General features: G+C 53.7%; 15 protein-coding genes. 6 read left to right on the forward strand and 9 right to left on the reverse strand.

Annotation, left to right across the window (positions count from 1 at the left end; translation table 11 throughout):
• Positions 1–64: 64 nt before the first annotated feature.
• From KVT28_RS08035 to KVT28_RS08050, 4 genes are read right to left on the reverse strand one after another with little or no spacing between them, the layout of a single operon-like run.
• Positions 65–1,009: an ROK family protein gene (locus KVT28_RS08035; protein WP_101761052.1), complete on the reverse strand. Its 945-nt coding sequence runs from the start codon at positions 1,007–1,009 to the stop codon at positions 65–67.
• Positions 1,006–1,872, reverse strand: a complete 867-nt coding sequence (locus KVT28_RS08040; RefSeq protein ID WP_101761053.1) for an ABC transporter permease — start codon at positions 1,870–1,872, stop codon at positions 1,006–1,008. Before KVT28_RS08040 ends, KVT28_RS08035 begins: the two co-directional genes overlap by 4 nt.
• Positions 1,872–2,792 carry an ABC transporter permease gene (locus KVT28_RS08045; protein ID WP_101761054.1) on the reverse strand — a complete coding sequence of 307 codons (921 nt, stop codon included), beginning with the start codon at positions 2,790–2,792 and terminating at the stop codon, positions 1,872–1,874. The genes KVT28_RS08040 and KVT28_RS08045 overlap by 1 nt, the downstream gene beginning before the upstream one ends.
• Positions 2,793–2,810: 18 nt before the next feature.
• The gene (locus KVT28_RS08050) at positions 2,811–4,346 is read right to left on the reverse strand and encodes an ABC transporter substrate-binding protein (RefSeq protein ID WP_101761055.1); all 1,536 of its coding nucleotides are present in this window, start codon (positions 4,344–4,346) and stop codon (positions 2,811–2,813) included.
• Positions 4,347–4,547: 201 nt separating this feature from the next.
• On the opposite strand from KVT28_RS08050, the gene KVT28_RS08055 reads away from it, so the two are divergent.
• From KVT28_RS08055 to KVT28_RS08065, 3 genes are read left to right on the forward strand one after another with little or no spacing between them, the layout of a single operon-like run.
• The gene (locus KVT28_RS08055; protein ID WP_101761056.1) at positions 4,548–5,681 is read left to right on the forward strand and encodes an ROK family transcriptional regulator; all 1,134 of its coding nucleotides are present in this window, start codon (positions 4,548–4,550) and stop codon (positions 5,679–5,681) included.
• Between the two features lie 11 nt (positions 5,682–5,692).
• On the forward strand, positions 5,693–7,135 hold the full coding sequence (locus KVT28_RS08060; protein WP_101761057.1) for a M81 family metallopeptidase: 1,443 nt from the start codon (positions 5,693–5,695) through the stop codon (positions 7,133–7,135).
• A complete protein-coding gene (locus KVT28_RS08065; RefSeq protein WP_217547611.1) occupies positions 7,132–8,934 on the forward strand; it encodes an ABC transporter ATP-binding protein in 1,803 nt (600 codons plus the stop codon). The genes KVT28_RS08060 and KVT28_RS08065 overlap by 4 nt, the downstream gene beginning before the upstream one ends.
• 101 nt (positions 8,935–9,035) lie before the next feature.
• On the opposite strand, the gene KVT28_RS08070 is transcribed toward KVT28_RS08065, so the two are convergent.
• Both KVT28_RS08070 and KVT28_RS08075 read right to left on the reverse strand, forming a co-directional pair.
• The gene (locus tag KVT28_RS08070) at positions 9,036–9,428 is read right to left on the reverse strand and encodes a tautomerase family protein (RefSeq protein ID WP_254633486.1); all 393 of its coding nucleotides are present in this window, start codon (positions 9,426–9,428) and stop codon (positions 9,036–9,038) included.
• Positions 9,429–9,563: 135 nt separating this feature from the next.
• Positions 9,564–9,776: a hypothetical protein gene (locus tag KVT28_RS08075; protein ID WP_101761059.1), complete on the reverse strand. Its 213-nt coding sequence runs from the start codon at positions 9,774–9,776 to the stop codon at positions 9,564–9,566.
• A gap of 362 nt (positions 9,777–10,138) precedes the next feature.
• On the opposite strand from KVT28_RS08075, the gene KVT28_RS08080 reads away from it, so the two are divergent.
• Positions 10,139–10,429 (forward strand): hypothetical protein, encoded by a 291-nt coding sequence (locus tag KVT28_RS08080; RefSeq protein ID WP_101761060.1) that lies wholly within the window; start codon positions 10,139–10,141, stop codon positions 10,427–10,429.
• 75 nt (positions 10,430–10,504) lie between these two features.
• On the opposite strand, the gene KVT28_RS08085 is transcribed toward KVT28_RS08080, so the two are convergent.
• Complete coding sequence (locus KVT28_RS08085) at positions 10,505–11,779, reverse strand: Glu/Leu/Phe/Val dehydrogenase (RefSeq protein ID WP_217547614.1); 1,275 nt, start codon at positions 11,777–11,779, stop codon at positions 10,505–10,507.
• Between the two features lie 492 nt (positions 11,780–12,271).
• Between KVT28_RS08085 and KVT28_RS08090 the strand changes: the two genes are divergently transcribed.
• Positions 12,272–13,699: an amino acid permease gene (locus KVT28_RS08090; protein ID WP_277975105.1), complete on the forward strand. Its 1,428-nt coding sequence runs from the start codon at positions 12,272–12,274 to the stop codon at positions 13,697–13,699.
• Between the two features lie 8 nt (positions 13,700–13,707).
• Here KVT28_RS08090 and KVT28_RS08095 read toward each other — a convergent pair whose 3' ends face one another.
• Positions 13,708–14,877, reverse strand: a complete 1,170-nt coding sequence (locus tag KVT28_RS08095) for an ROK family transcriptional regulator (protein WP_137387222.1) — start codon at positions 14,875–14,877, stop codon at positions 13,708–13,710.
• A gap of 463 nt (positions 14,878–15,340) precedes the next feature.
• Positions 15,341–15,922, reverse strand: coding sequence for a TetR/AcrR family transcriptional regulator (locus tag KVT28_RS08100; RefSeq protein WP_217547616.1), 582 nt, complete (start codon positions 15,920–15,922; stop codon positions 15,341–15,343).
• An 86-nt stretch (positions 15,923–16,008) separates the two neighbouring features.
• On the opposite strand from KVT28_RS08100, the gene KVT28_RS08105 reads away from it, so the two are divergent.
• Positions 16,009–16,899 (forward strand): ABC transporter six-transmembrane domain-containing protein, encoded by an 891-nt coding sequence (locus KVT28_RS08105; protein WP_110866708.1) that lies wholly within the window; start codon positions 16,009–16,011, stop codon positions 16,897–16,899.

Consider the following 16,899-nt stretch of genomic DNA (forward strand, 5'->3'; position numbering starts at 1 on the left):
GCTTATGATAGCGCAAAATCCCGCTTCCGTAGCGGCGCAATTCATTGCGCGATAAATCGCCCCGCTACAGAGTGTGCGTATTCTGCAGCGCCAACAGCGCTGCGCCCATCATGCCGCCGTGATGCGCGAACTCACCTGGCACCACCAGACGATGTACGGTGCGGCGCAATACGTAACCCTGCACCACCTCATCTAACGCCGCGATCAGCGGAGCCACCGATGCCAATCCGCCGCCCACCGCCACGCGCGACGCGCCGGTGATATTGATGGTGTATGCCAGCGGCTGACCGACAATTTGCAGCCATGCCTGAACGGTTTGCTGCGCCAGCGCATCCTGCTGCTGCCAGCATTCGATAATCTCAACGCTGCTCGCCGTGCGGTCATGCAACGTCTGATGCAGATTTTCCAGCCCGCGCGCACCGCCGTAGCTGTCGAGACAGCCCTTTTGCCCGCATGGACACGCCTTACGCGGCAGTCGCCGCGTGACGCCATCAATCTCCACTTCGGTTAATGTGATTGGCCCATGTCCCCATTCGCCGGTCAATCCGTTTTGCCCGGTAATGATGCGGCCATCTGCCACCAATCCGCCGCCAACGCCCGAACCCAGAATCGCGCCAAACACCACTTTGTGACCTTTTCCCGCGCCCGCCAGCGCTTCCGCCAGCGTGAAGCAGTCGGCATCGTTATGCACAATCACCTGGCGTTGCAGCAGCGCACCCAACTCGTTCGCCAAACTGCGCTGGTGAAACGCGGGAATATTGCTGGCAAATATCTCGCCAGAGTCGGGTGCCACAATGCCCGCGGTGGAGATCGCTACCGCACTGCTGGCGGTAAACTGCAGGTGATGCTGGGCTATCATGCGACTAACCAGCGCGGTGAAATCGTCCCAGCTGGTAGCCGGAATTTTATGCTGATCGAGCAGGATTAATTGATCCTGCGCATTCATCACGCCTAGCTTGATAAAAGAGCCGCCCAGATCGAGGCAAATCACCGCAGATTGTCTTCTCATAAACGTTTATCCATCACATCACGCAAACCGTCGCCCAACACATTGAAGCCCAGCACGGTAATCAAAATCGCCAATCCGGGGAAGAGTGACACATAAATATTCAGGCCGAGGAAGTTGCGCCCATCGCTCATCATGGTGCCCCACTCCGGCATCGGTGGCTGCACGCCTAAACCGAGGAAGGACAAACTGGCGGCGGACAGCACCACCGCGCCCGCCGTCAGCGTGGATTGCACAATCAGCGGTCCAATTGAGTTGCGCAGAATGTAGTGCGTAATGATGCGCGGATAGCGCACCCCGAGCATATGCGCCGCTTCGATGTACTCCATGTTCTTCAGGCCCAGCGTCAGGTTGCGGCTCAGACGCGCATACACCGGAATCGAAAACAGCGAAATGGCGATCAGCATATTGGTCAGTCCTTCGCCGAGCACGCTAACGATCAAAATCGCCAGCACGATGCCGGGAAAGGCGAAGATGATATCCATTACCCACATGATCAGCGCATCCATCTTGCATCCCGCTAAGCCGGAAATGATGCCGAGCGGAATACCGATCACCATGGAGATCGCGACGCTGAGGCTCACTTCAAACAGCGTGATACGCGCGCCGTAAATCACGCGCGAAAAAAGATCGCGGCCATAATCGTCGGTGCCAAACCAGTGCGCGGCCGATGGCGCTTGCAAGGTGTTGAGCAGATCCTGATCCACTGGATCCCAATGGGTAATCAGCGGAGCCAGCGCAGCAGCGAGCACCACCAGCAGCACTAACGCACCGCCGATGGCAATGGACGGATTTGCCAGTAAAGTGCTGATCAGGTGTCGGCTGCGCGAACGCGGCGGCAGCACGGAAGTATCAATGCTGTTCATCAGTCGAACCTTATTTTTGGATTGAGCAAGCCAATCAGGATTTCGCCCACCAGATTCATCAGCACCACGCCAGTCACGGCCACCAGCGTCACGCCCTGAATCACCGGATAATCGCGGTAGCGCACCGAGTCCACCAGCAAGCGGCCAATGCCCGGCCAATTGAACACCGATTCAGTGACCACCGCGCCGCCAATCAAGCTGCCGAAGTTGAGCGCCACAATGGTGACAATCGGGATCAGTGCATTTCGCAGCGCATGCTTCCAGTTAATGCTGGCGGAGGATAATCCCTTGGCTTTGGCGGTACGGATGTAATCCTGACTCAGCACATCCAGCATGCTGGAACGCGTCATGCGGGCGATCATCGCCATCGGCAGGATTGCCAGCGTAACCGTGGGCATGATGTAGTTTTTCCACGAATCGGCGCCCAGCAGCGGTAACCAGCCCAACTCGACCGCGAAGTAATTCATCGCCAGTAGCGCCAGCCAAAAGTTGGCAATCGACGCACCGGCAATGGTCAGCACCATCACGATTTGATCCGGAATACGCTGGCGATAAATGGCGCCGGTCATGCCCGCCGGAACACCTATCGCAATCGCCAGCAGATACGCCAGCGCCGCCAGCGATAAGGTGTACGGCAAACGCTCGCTGATCTCCGTCATCACCGGACGCTGCGACTGCAACGACAAGCCAAGGTTGCCGTGCAGCGCTTCCGCCGCGAACCTGACATATTGCAGCGGCAGCGGCTGATCGAGCCCCAGCCGCACGCGCATACTGTCCACCGCTTCCTGCGGCGCTTCCGGTCCCGCCATTAGCCGCGCCGGATCGCCCGGCAGCGCGCGGATGGCGATAAACACGATAATCGACACGCCGAAAATAATTAACGGCAGCGAAAGCACCTTTTTTGCGACGTACGCTTTCATATCACATCAGCCATGAGGTTATTGCTTCACTGCGTCGCGCACGACGATTTGTCCGCCCGGCTGCATAACCACGCCGCTGATATTTTTACGTGCGGCATAGAGATCGTCCTGATAGAACAGCAACACCTGCGGCGCTAATCCGCTGATCTGTTTTTGCGCCTGGAAATAGAGATCTTTGCGTTTGGCATCGTCGAGTGTGGATGCGGCGGTATCGATCAGATCATCGGTTTGCTTGTCGCTGAAGAAGCCCAGATTAGCCCCGCCCGGCGCAAAGCTGCTGGTGTGATACAGCGGACGCAGCTGCAGATCCGAGCCATATAAACCGGAAGACCAGGACGCCAGCACCGCATCGGTGCCCTGCGCGGCTTTCTCTTTGCCATCAGCAAATGCTGCTTTGGTCCACACGCCGCTCTCCATCTGGCGCACGTTAAGTTTCACGCCGATTTTGCTCCACATGCCCTGCAGCACTTGTGCGGTACGCGCATCCGGCGCCTGCACCGCAATCGACATCGGGAAACCGTCGGCATAGCCCGCCGCTTTCAGCAGATCTTTGGCTTTTTGCAGATCGTACGGATAGTTATGCAAGCTATTGTCGTAGTTGGGATCGACCGGTGCCAACGCGGAGTTTGCCGGTTGCGCATAACCAAACATGATGGCTTTCACCAGCGCCTGCTGGTCGGTGGCGAAATTCAGCGCCTGACGCACGCGCACATCGCTCAGCGCTTTGCTTTGGGTATTGAGATCGACCCAGAACACCGCCGCGCCCGGCGACTGTTTAAGATTTACGTTGGCGTTGTTTTTTAACATGCCGGCAAACTGCGGCGGCACCGGGTTAATAATATCAACCTGACCCGATTGCAGCGCCATATTCATCACTGAAGGCTCGCTGCTCCACGTCCATTTAATTTCATCCGGACCGGAAGATTTCCCCCAATAGTCGGGATTCTTTTGTTCAAGTACATATTCACCGGATTTGTACTGCACCAGTTTATAAGGCCCGGTGCCGTCGGCTTTATTGTTAATACTGCCCGCCTTGTCCGCTTTTGGGCTCACCATTAATCCTGGGCCGGAGGCTAAAACAGTTAAAAAAGCCGGATTAATTTTTTTCAGCTGAAACGTGACGGTAAGTTCGTCTTTTTTCTTCACGTCCTGAATAAAGGTGCGAATTTTCCCACTACCCGCTAAACCGCGCTGCGTATTTAAATGACGCTGGAAGTTTTCCACTACCGCATCGGCATTAAAGGGCGTGCCGTCGTGGAATTTCACATTGGGTCGCAGGGTAAAGGTCCAGTTAAGTCCGCTGTCATCGGATGTCCAGGATAATGCCAATGCCGGAATGATTTTGCCGTCATCACCGAGACGCGTCAGGCCTTCGTACATTGGGTCCAGCACCGTGCCGGTGAAGGTCGCGGTTTGGTTGCCAGGATCCATGCTGCGCGGTGGTTCGTTCTGCATGATCACCAGCTGGCTGGCAAAAACGGAGGCGCTCGCCATCGACGCCAGTAAACAGCCGGCCAGCGTCAGTACCTTGAAATGCTTATTTTTGCTTTCCATGAAGGCCCTCAATGAATCATTGAAACGATCGGTGAAATATCCACGCTATATAAGCCACACTCACCAAACAAAAGCCAATAGGTTGGTTCATATAATTTACTTATAATCAGATCTACATTCAGAAATTTAACTAAATAGCGTTGTATTTGTTTTCTGTCCTTATTATTGTCAGCGCATAGTGCTAACGCTGTGAGAACTTCAATGCTCAATGCCCACCAGCAACAAATTCTGCGCTTACTTATTGCGTCGCATGGCATGAGCCGCACCGTGCTTGCGGAAAAAATGAAATTAAGCAAAGCCGCAATTAGCACGCTGGTGAAAGAGATGCTGCAGGCCGGATTGCTGGAAGAGAGTATTCCGGAATCCAGCGGCCAGGGTCGCCCATCGGTGTTATTAAAAATGCGTGCCGACAGCGCCTATTTTCTCGGTGCCTCGCTGCTGGACGAACGCGTGGTATTGGTGCTGATTGATATGCACGGCCGCACGCTGGCCGCCACCCAGATGCCGTTGAATCTCGATCCGCCGCAGCTGGCCAAAACCATTGCGGCGGCGATCCCGGACCTGATTGCGCAGAAATCAATTACGCAGGATCAGCTGATTGGCCTGGGCGTGACGCTTTCCGGCTTTGTCGATGAACATCAGGCGATTTGCGTGCAGTCGGCGCTGCTGGGCTGGAAGAACGTGCCGCTGGCGGAACTGCTGAAACAGCAAACCGGGCTGGAAGTGTCGTTAGAAAACGATGCCAAAGCGCTGGCGGTGAGCGAGAAGATTTTCGGCGTGGCAAAAAAGGCGCGCAACTTCACCCTGATTTCGCACGGTGATGGCATTGGGTCGGCGCATTTCTTTCAGGGCCAACTGCATCGGGGCGCGCACGGCGCTGCCGGTGAAATCGCCCACTGCACCATCGAGCCCGGCGGACGTCCCTGCCGCTGCGGCAAACGCGGCTGCCTCGATACGCTGGCCTCGTTAACCGCCATCCGCGAAAGCGTGCGTGATAAAGCGCTGGAATGTGAATCGATTACCGAACTGGAAGCGCTGGCGGTGAAAGGTAACAGCGCGGCGATTGCCATTTTGCATCAGGCCGGTCATGCGCTGGGCTTATCCATCGCCAATATTATCCAGATGAACGATCCCGAGTTGATTGTGATTGCGCATCAGCCCAATGCGTTTGATGGATTGCTTAAAACCGTGGTGATGCAGGCCATCGACAGCCATGTGCTGCCGTCGATTATCGGCAAAACACCGATCGCCAGCATGGTGATCAACGAAGAGAGCTGGGCCAGAGCCGCAGCCAGTGTGGCGGCGTATCGTTTTATCATTCACTTACCCGACTAGCGGAGGCTGCTATGCGCATTGCTTTTGGTGGCATTCATACTGAGTGCAGTACTTATAATCCGGTGCTGAATTATGCCGACGACTTCCGCATCGTGCGCGGGGATGAACTGACCACCAATCCTTATTTCGCCTTTTTGCAGGATTATGATGCCGAGTTTCTGCCGACCTTCCACGCGCGCGCCATCGCCGGTGGTCCGGTGGCGCGCGTCACCTACGACGATTTTAAGCAGGATTTCCTGACGCGCCTCGCGGCACATTTGCCGGTGGATGGCGTTTATCTCGCGATGCACGGTGCGGTTTATGTTGAAGGCATGGAAGATGCCGAAGGCGACTGGATCAGCGCCACGCGCGAGCTGGTCGGCGCGGAGTGCCCGATCACCGTTAGCTACGATCTGCACGGCAACGTTACGCAACGCATCATTGATGCCATCGATATGTTCTCGACCTATCGCACTGCGCCGCACATCGATGTCGAAGAGACCATGCGCCGCTCGGTATCGATGCTGGTGAAAAGCCTGCAAACCGGCGTCAAACCCGGCGTGGTGTGGGCGCCGATTCCGGTGGTGTTACCCGGTGAACGCACCAGCACCGAAGATGAACCCGCCAAAAGTTTGTATGCCCGTTTGCCCGCGATAAACCAGCTGGAGCACGTCTGGGATGCGTCGCTGATGGTCGGTTACGTCTGGGCCGATGAACCGCGCGCCACCGCCGCCGCGATCATGACCGGCACCGATGCCGATGTGCTGGCGGAACAGGCGGCTAAACTGGCGCTGGCTTACTGGCAGGCGCGCGATGAATTTAGTTTTGGCTGCGTCACCGGCAGCATTGAAGAGTGCGTCAGCATGGCCATCGCCAGCGAAACCGCGCCGGTGATTCTGGCTGATTCTGGGGATAATCCCACCGGCGGCGGCGTCGGCGATCGCGCGGATGTGTTGGCGGAACTGATTCGCCAGGGTGCGCAGCAGGTGATCGTGGCTGGTATCACCGATAAACCGGCCACTGACGCGGCCTTTGCTGCTGGCGTTGGCGCAAGCTTAACGCTGAATGTTGGCGCTTCACTCGATCCGGCCGGCGGCAAAGTGCAGGCCGAATTTGTGGTGAAACATCTCAGCGATGATGCGCGTTCGCTGGCGAAACAGGCGCTGCTGCAAACCGGCGGCATTACGCTGGTGGTCGCCGACCGTCGCCGTCCTTATCACAACCTGGCGGATTTCGCCCTGCTCGGCCTCGATCCCGCAGCGGCCAAAATCGTGGTAGTGAAGTCCGGTTATCTGTCGCCGGAGCTGGCACCCCTGGCCAATCCCAACCTGATGGCGCTGTCGGAAGGCGTGGTTGATCAATATGTGGAACGCTTAACTCGCAAGCGCAAATTGCAGCCCGCCTATCCGTTCGATACCGATTTCACTTATCTGCCGGTTAGCCACTTATCGGCACGCTTTATGGCAGCGAAATGAACGCGCCCGCTTCAGCAGTCGAACCGGTGCTGCGCATCGAAAATCTGACCGTCGCCTTTCGCGTTGAGGATCACTGGCGCGAGGTGGTGAAGAACCTGTCGCTCACCGTTAATGCCGGTGAAACGCTGGCGATTGTCGGTGAATCCGGTTCGGGGAAAAGCGTCACCTCGATGGCGATCATGCGCTTACTCAACATGCGCCACGCGCGCGTCAGCGGCAAAGTGCTGCTGAACGGCGTCGATCTGCTGACGCTGAGCGAATCCGCCATGCGTGACATTCGCGGCAATGCGGTGGCGATGATTTTTCAGGAGCCGATGACCAGCCTGAATCCGTCGTTCACCATCGGCAATCAAATTGCTGAGGCGCTGATCAATCACCGCAAAATCAGTAAACGCGTCGCGCGTGAAGAGACCATTCGGCTGCTGGAGAAAGTGCGTATTCCCAACGCGGCGAAACGCTTCAATGATTATCCGCACCACTTTTCCGGTGGCATGCGCCAGCGCGTGATGATTGCGATGGCGCTGGCGCTGCGGCCAAAACTGCTGATTGCCGATGAACCGACCACCGCGCTGGACGTCACCATTCAGGGGCAGATTCTTGACCTGATTAAGACGTTGCAGGAAGAGGAAGGCACGGCGGTGCTGTTTATCACCCACGATATGGGCGTGGTGGCAGAGGTGTCGGATCGCACGCTGGTGATGTATCAAGGCGATGTGATGGAAACCGGCACCACCGCCGCGATTTTTTCCGCGCCCGCTGCGGATTACACCCGCACGCTGATTGCGACCGTGCCGCAGCTTGGCGCGATGCGCGGCATTGCTGGACCGCGTAAGTTTTCCTTTGACCAGCGCGACGCATCTGAGACCAACGCTGTATCGACATCGCAGCAGCCGCTGCTGTCGGTTAAAAATCTCAGCACCCGCTTCAGCATCCACGAAGGCGTATTCAGCCGCAAAACCGGCGCGGTACATGCGGTGGAGAACATCTCGTTTGATCTAATGCCGGGCGAAACCTTGTCGCTGGTTGGTGAATCGGGCTGTGGAAAATCCACCACCGGACGTTCACTGACGCGCCTCGTCACACCCGACGCGGGTGAAGTGGCCTTTGATGGTTACGACGTACTGAATCTTTCTGCTCATGAGCTGCGCACTTTGCGCCGCGCCATGCAGATGATTTTTCAGGATCCGTTTGCCAGCCTCAATCCGCGCATGTCGGTGCTGGAAGCGCTGACCGAGCCTTTTCTGCAACATCGCTTAGGCAGCAAAACCGAGGCGCGCACGAAAGCCGCCTCGCTGATGGAGCGCGTCGGGTTATCCGCTGACATGATGAAACGCTATCCGCACGAATTTTCCGGCGGCCAGCGCCAGCGTATCTGCATCGCTCGCGCATTGATGCTTGATCCAAAAATGATCATCGCCGATGAATCGGTGTCGGCGCTGGATGTCACGGTGAAAGCGCAAATCATCAATCTGCTGCTCGACCTGCAACAGAGCCTTGGCTTGTCGTATCTGTTTATTTCCCACGATATGGCGGTGGTTGAGCGCATCAGTCATCGCGTGGCGGTGATGCTGCTGGGTGAAATCGTCGAGATCGGCCCGCGCGCGGCAATATTTGAAAATCCGCAGCATGATTACACGCGTAAATTGCTGTCGTCGGTGCCGGTGCCCGATCCGGCGCGCCGTCATGTGAAGCGCCAGATTGACATCAGCGAGCTGAAAAGCCCGGTGCGTGCATTGGGATTTGTGCCCGAAGCGCGACGTTATCGTGAGGTGAGTGAGGGGCATTGGGTAATGGAATGACTGCTTTTTACAAAGCGTACACGCTGTAGCGGCGCGATTTATTACGCATGAAGTTTATGCACCAATGCGCGATATACCGCGCCGCTACGATTTGTGCGGTTTTAAACTATCATCCCCAAATCCAACATCTTCCCGCCGCTAAAACTCCAGTCTTCGGGCTGGGTTTGCTGGATGATGATCATTAAATCATTGGGATCGAGATTGAGCCGCTGTTGCAGCCGTTCACTCAACACCCGATAGGTTGCCCGCTTCTGTTCCGCGCTGCGCGGTTTGCCTGCCACAATGTTCAGCAACACATAGCGATCGCTACGACCACCGCTGAGATAATGGCGATCGTAGATAAAGCGCGGCGCCGCCAGCGATTCAATCACCTGAATGCGTTGCTGCCCGCGGCGGGAAATATGGGCATCGCACTGTGTCAGCACAATGCAGCAGATGGTGCGCAGCAGATGCTGGGGCAGCTTACGCGGCGTGCGGTGGCAGGCTATATTCATCACAGTGAGGTTGGAACGGCTTAGATGCGTTGTGCTAGCGGGTAAAACATCCATTGCTGGCCAGTTTCTGTCCTGCTCGTTAAAGTTAAATACAACCTTCTGCCGCTATTTTTCAGGCAGAAGGTTTTTCACACATTATTCTTTCATGCATAACAAGCAAAATACCGCTCGGCTGTTGGGATAATGCGTGTGGAAATATTGCCAGGCATGGTCAGGAGAATAAAATGATCCCATGAACACACGATTATCATAGGCAGGAGCCAGGCGGCAACTATCGCGGTGTAGATTGCAGCACCCTTCTGTATCTGCCTGACTAAAGACATAAAAATCCGTGATGCTTAAGTTCATCCGCTACTCCTCATGGGCAGAGATAAATACTAATTAATAAAAATCTTTAAAATCGCCCGTTGCGGATACTATTTGTACACTTTTTAGTAATCAGCCCAAAGTGAGCCATAAAATAATTATAGTCTGCGTGGAGTCGGCTGTCTTTAATTAAAAATAAACTTATTTAAGCCGAACGTAATAAAAGAGTAATTTAATAACTATTATTTAACCCTTTTTGTCGCTGCGCTTAATAGGGCCAGTATTTACTGTTAACGGCGGTCATCACTTATAAATTCGCGCTAAGATTTATCTTAAAAAAATGAAATTCATTTCTGGTCAATTAAACTTAAGTAAACTTAAATTAAGCCACCGGAGATAATATCATGCTCAGTTATACTATCCGTATCGAATTGAAAGAACCCACCGCTGGCGCGCAAATTGAATTGCTCTATGCGATGCTTGAGAATGGTTTCGCGCGTAGCTTGGTGTGCGAGAAAGGCTACACTTATGTGTTACCCACCAATGAATACGTTTATGTAGGCAGCGAGAATATAAGGAGTTTAACCGACCGGGTGGTGACTTTGGTGAGCGAGTTCAGTGAGGATCCTTCGGTGATGATTACTCAATCCGCCGCAAGGTGCTGGTCAGGTTTACGCGGCGTAAACCTCGCTTAATAGCGAAGATAAACGCCCTCTGCCCACTACGAAGGCGTTTATCCTTTAATTTAAACAAACTTAAAATATAATTAATTAGCCCGGATAAATACCGCGATCTTTACGTGCCAGTAAAATACGTTCGCAGGCAACGATATAAGCGGCAGTGCGCAGCGAGCAGCGCTTTTCGGCGGCCTTGTCCCAAACGTGAACCATGGCTTGGGTCATGATGCGGTCCATACGCTGGTTAATCTCATCTTCGCTCCAGAAGAAACTCGCCATATCCTGCACCCATTCGAAGTAACTCACCGTTACCCCGCCAGCGTTACAGATTACGTCTGGCACCACCTGCACGCCGCGACTCGCGAGCATATCATCTGCATCCGGATAAGTTGGGCCGTTTGCCCCTTCCAGTACCAGTTTGGCACTAATAACTTCTGCGCGCTCGCGGGTAATTTGTCCTTCCAGCGCCGCCGGGATCAGAATATCCATGGCGGTGGTCCAGAACTGCTCTCTGTCGATCTCTCGCGCGCCAGGGAAGCCAGCAATCTGTTTATGTTCGATCTGCCATGCAGTCAACGCGGCTAAGTCAATACCGCCTTCGTTGAGTAAGGTTGCGGTGTGATCCTGAATCACCACCACACGCGCACCGGCTTCGGCGAACAGACGCGCGGCTTCGCTACCGACATTACCAAAGCCCTGCAGCGCCACGCGTGCGCCTTCAATGGTGATATTGGAGCGTTGTGCCACTTCCCGACCGGTAATAAATACGCCACGCCCCGTCGCTTTCTCACGCCCTAACGAGCCGCCAAGATGGATCGGTTTACCGGTGACCACACCGGTAATGGTGGTGCCGTGATTCATGGAGTAGGTATCCATCATCCACGCCATCACTTTGCCATTGGTGCCGACATCGGGTGCGGGAATATCTTTCTGCGGGCCAATAATCAGGCCGATTTCACTGGTGTAGCGGCGGGTTAATCGCTCCAGTTCACCTTCAGACAGCGAGTGCGGATCGACACGGATGCCGCCTTTGGCGCCGCCATAAGGCAGGTTAACCGCCGCACACTTGATGGTCATCCAGGCGGATAGCGCCATCACTTCATTCAAATCGACAGCAGGATGGTAACGCACGCCCCCTTTGCCCGGCCCGCGTGAGAGATTGTGCTGTACGCGATAGCCTTCGAAGTGGCGAATCGAGCCGTCATCCATCTGCACCGGGATGTCGACAATCAGTGCTCTTTTGGGGTGACGCAGGGTTTCTATCCAGCGAGACAATTCACCAAGATGAGGCGCAACACGGTCAATTTGGCTCAGGTAGGTAGTCCAGGGAGATGTACTGCTTTCAGAAGCGTAAGATAACTTTTCCATGAGAAGCCTGTAGGTTCAGAGTTATTTATATTGAAAAGACGTGGAAAGGTAATGCATTGCACTAGACGGAAAGTAATTTAACACCTTTTCAGACAAGCGGGTCAGGCCAAATAAGAGGGGTTTAACTTTTTCGACACAAAAATGCCTGAATAAATGAATAACTAAGCATTAAAAAAGAGCCACATATGGCGCATATCCATGCATTAATTATGCACTTAATTGCATAAATTTTGATTTTATCCCTATTTTTCAGTTCTTTGATGGTCATCAAAAAGTGAATAAACTGTTATTTTTCCGCATTGACTTTGTTAACACTCGCCACCACGATGAGTAAAACCCAGCTGGAAACCTCCATCATGAATTAGCGTTTTATTAATTTCGTTTTTCTTTCATCTATTTAAACGTGCCTCTTTAAGGTTCAACCCATATTTGCCATTGATGCTTGCGGGCAGGCATCGTCATGCGTCTTTTCGCCAGACTGAAGGAATCATTGTGTCTAACAAACCTACACAAGGGCAGATTCAGCCTGCTCGGGCTCACGACGCCCCGCAAAAACTGCAGCGAGGGCTGAGCGAACGCCATATTCAGATGATCGCGCTGGGCGGATCGATCGGTACCGGGCTGTTTATGGGCGCGGGACGCAATATTGCGGTAGCCGGAACCTCGATATTAATCATCTACCTATTGGTGGGTTTTTTTAGCTATATGGTGATGCGGGCAATGGGGGAAGTGCTGCTTAGCCGGCTCGACTATCGCTCGTTTGCCGATTTTGTCAGTGATTATCTCGGCCCTAAAGCCAGCTTCTTTCTCGGTTGGTCGTACTGGCTAAGTTGGGTGGTGACCTGCATCGCCGATGTGGTGGTATGCGGCGCGTATATGCAGTATTGGTTCCCGGAAATGTCGGCGTGGATACCCGCGTTATTTACCCTCGGTATTTTGTGTCTGTTTAACATGTTGTCGGTGAAGGCTTTTGGTGAAGCTGAATTCTGGTTTGCGCTGATCAAAGTGATCACCATCATCGCGCTGATCATCACCGGCGGATGGATGGTATTTACCGGCTGGACCTCGCCGGATGGCGTTAAAGCCTCGGTGCACAACCTCACCGATCCTGCGGTGTTCATGCCGCATGGCATCACCGGTTTTCTGGCTGGTTTCCAGATCGCGATTTTCTCTTACACCGGCATTGAGCTGCTCGGCACCATGACGGCAGAAACGCGCGATCCCGAGAAAATTTTGCCGCGCGCGATCAACTCTCTGCCGCTGCGGATTGTGATTTTCTACTTGCTCTCGATGATGGTGATCATCGCGGTGACGTCCTGGCAAGGGGTATCGCCGGATACCAGCCCGTTCGTGACGCTGTTTGCCAAAGCCGGCTTGCCTGCGGCGGCAGCGATCATTAATTTCGTCGCACTCACCTCGGCGATGTCTTCCGCCAATAGCGGCGTCTACTCCAGCACCCGCATGTTATACGGCTTATCGATCGAGAAGCATGCGCACTGGCAGTTTCGTATTCTTTCACGCACCACGCGTATCCCGCTGCGAAGCCTGCTGTTCTCCTGCTTCTGCATGCTGAGCGGCACCTTGCTGCTGTTCCTGGTGCCGAATGTGACAACACTGTTCACCATCGTTTCGACGCTGGCCGCCATTCTGGTGATCTATTGCTGGGGTATGATTCTGGTCTCTTATCTGGTGTACCGCCGGCAGCGTCCGGATCTGCATCAAAAATCCAAATTTAAGATGCCCGGCGGCAGGATGATGGCGTGGGCGACGCTGATGTTCTTCCTGTTTTCGGTAGTGATCATGATATTTGATTCCGACACGCTCGCCGCGCTAGCCGCTTCGCCGGTGTGGTTCATTGCGCTGTGGCTGTGCTGGAAGATGAAGGAGAAGCGGAAAACGGCAGTGAAGGTCGCGGCATGATCAGGCCGCTACTTCATCAACACGTTAAACTGTGGATTGAACTCGTCAAAAATCGGCAGCGCGGCGGCACCCAGCGCGGCGGTATCGCTGCCGGTCATACCGATCTTTACGCGTGTTCCGGTGAGGTAGCGACCGCGCACTGACTGATAGAGCGGCGGCAGGCGACGCATGATTTTATCCAGCAGCACCGCAGGCATCATGCCGCCGATTATCACGCTTTCGGCATCGAAGATGCATTCCAGCAGGTTAATCGCCTGACGCAGCGGCGTTAACACGCTATCGATCCATTTATCGAACAGCGCCGGATCGACTTCCAGCAAATCTTCCGGCAAAGCGGTCATCGGATCGAGCCCGCAAAACTCGTACGCCGCCTGCAGTGAAACATAGCGTTCTAAACAGCCGTGGTTGCCGCAGTAACATTCACGTCCGCCCGGCTCCACCACCACATGCCCGACTTCGCCGGCGTTATGCGCATGGCCGCTATAGACGTGGCCATCCATGATGATGCCAGCGCCCAAACCGGTGCCGATGTAGAGATAGACAAACGAATTGAGCTGACGCGCGACGCCATGAAAGCGCTCACCAATTGCTGCCACCGTGGCATCGTTTTCCAACGTCACCGGCACGCCGCTCATCGCGGCGAGTTTGGCTTCGATGTCCACCTGTTCCCAGCCGTGCAGCGTGGTCGGCCCCATTGAAGAGATGCCCTCAACACCAAACGGACCGGGCATCACCACGCCAATGCCCAGCACTTTCTGCCAGCGATCGCCCAGCTGCGTTTTAATTTCGCTGAGCACGTCGGCGATGCGCGCTAATGTGGCATCCGGCTGGGGTTTTTGTACCAGAATCAGGCGGCGGAAATGAATTTCGCCGGTGAGATCCACCAGCACAATCAGCAACGTTTGGTGATCAAGATGGATGCCGATCGAAAAGGCGCTGGCGGGATTAAGCGTCACCGGAATTGCCGGTTGCCCGCGTCCTTGTTTGCGCGGCGCGCGACTGGTGAGCAGTTCGGCCTGCTCCAGCTCTGCCACAATATTTGACACGGTTTGCGGCGTCAGCGCGGTGAGACGAGCCAGCTCGGCGCGGGTCAATTCGCCGTGCAGGCGAATAGCTTCAATGATCACGCGGCGATTGTGCGCCCGTGCGTGTTCCAGATTGGTTCCCGACGTTTTCACCTTGATCCCTTCCCTTTCGTCACCTGCGCTGCGAATAGCCGCATCAATATCCCTGATCGTACACACATTTTACAACCCTTTCAGGCAGGTGAATGGTTGAGGCGGGGATGTCGATAATTTTAACCCTTGGTGACCATCCCAACGCTTATTTGATAAAAAACCAACCTGACACGGCTACCAGGCCAATTAACAACGATGCGAAAACCGCGCCTGTTACGAATGAATGAGTTGTCGTCTGAAATAATTGATGAACGGGCATGGCGCTGTATTTGTATTTGGTTAATCCCAGCAGTGGATGTTGCTGGTACAGCTAATTTTCCGTTTAATAGCCCACTTCATAATTTAAACATATCCATCCGGGGGCTTGCAGGAGACAGAGTTGAAGCAAAACGCTTCTGCCGCCCCTAAGTCTTGACCGCTCCATCCTTGCAGTTCAGGGCCGTCACGCTAAATTAATGTTTTATCAGCATGTCAGTATGTTTCTATGGATAAAATCGTCGATATCTTCCTTCGCCTGCTCTACTAAGCCTTTAGATGGCAGGGTTAAGATCTGCTCACTATAACCAAACAGCATTGCATCCAACTGGCGCGCTACGCGGTGCACATCAACAATTCGGAACGACTGCTCGTCCATGCCTGTCTGAATAATGTTTGCCAGCACCTCATGCCACTCATCCAGAAAGGTTTGCATCAGACTCGCGTAAGCTTCGTCATGGGTAGAGAGTAACCATAAGGAACCATATAATTTACGGGTCGGGTCGGGGGCATCGGTAATCATCCCGTTAATAAATTCCTGCAATTTTTGCCTGGCGGATAAAGGCTGAATGATGAGACGAAATTCCTTGATTTCTGCATTGATAAAACTTGTTACTGCCGCGAGACTCAGCGACTGCCAGTCTTTAAAATAATGGTAAATATGGCTTCGTGACAGGCCCAGATACTCTGTTACATCTCGCGTTTTAACCTTATCAATACCCTTCTCTGTAAATAACTCAATAACCGCATTAAGAATTTTCTCTTTCATTAGCTCAGATTTAGCGTTCATCTCTTACCTCAGTTGACTTTGAGCAGTTGCTCAAATAACATATACCATTATTGAGCACTTGCTCTATTTTAACAGAAGTACCACTCATGAACACTGAAAATATAAAGGCTATCTCCCCGACCACAAGCGCCTCCGGCACGCTGAAATCACTGGCTAACCGCTACCGCAAAAAGCTGTTCTTTACTTTTTTATTGGTCGTTGCCGAAAACGTCACTTATCTGTTGTATCCGATTCTGGCTGGCGTCTCCATTAACGCCATCATGTCCGGGCAGACGATAAATGCGATGCTCTATGGCGTATTGATCTTATTTATCTGGTGTCTGGGTGCAGCGCGCAGAAGCGTTGATACCCGCACTTTTGCCAGAATTTATGCGGCCCTGGCCGTATCCGTGATTAAGACTCAACGTAAAAATAACTTTAATCATTCAACCGTTGCAGCACGGGTTGTGTTGTCGAGAGAGTTTGTTGATTTTTTTGAACTGCACTTTCCTATGCTCATCACTTCGCTGTTTTCGATGATGGGTGCCGCAGTGATGTTGCTGATTATCGAATTCTGGGCGGGTATTGCCTGTTTGGTCATCCTGGCTTTACTGGCCTGTTTCCTGCCTGGTTTTGCCCGTAAAAATGAAGTGCTCTATAACAAACTCAATAATCGGCTGGAAAAAGAGGTTGATTTTGTTAGCAGGGCGACATCGTTATCTTTACAGCGACATTACTCCACGCTCGCCAGATTACGCATACGCCTCTCCGATCGCGAGGCAATGGGATATCTGTCAATCGGCGTGCTTGTCGCCATGCTATTTAGTCTGACCATTATCTGGATGACGCAGACAACGGGGATCAGTGCCGGGCACATTTATTCGGTCATGACCTATATGTGGATGTTCGCTACCAGCCTGGATAATGGCCCTCAACTGCTGGAGAAATACTCCCAGCTGAGTGATATCGGCCGCCGCGTCCATACGGAACAAATCTGA

The sequence above is a fragment of the Pantoea sp. GbtcB22 genome (assembly GCF_019091025.1).
In the GTDB taxonomy this organism is placed as follows: domain Bacteria; phylum Pseudomonadota; class Gammaproteobacteria; order Enterobacterales; family Enterobacteriaceae; genus Pantoea; species Pantoea leporis.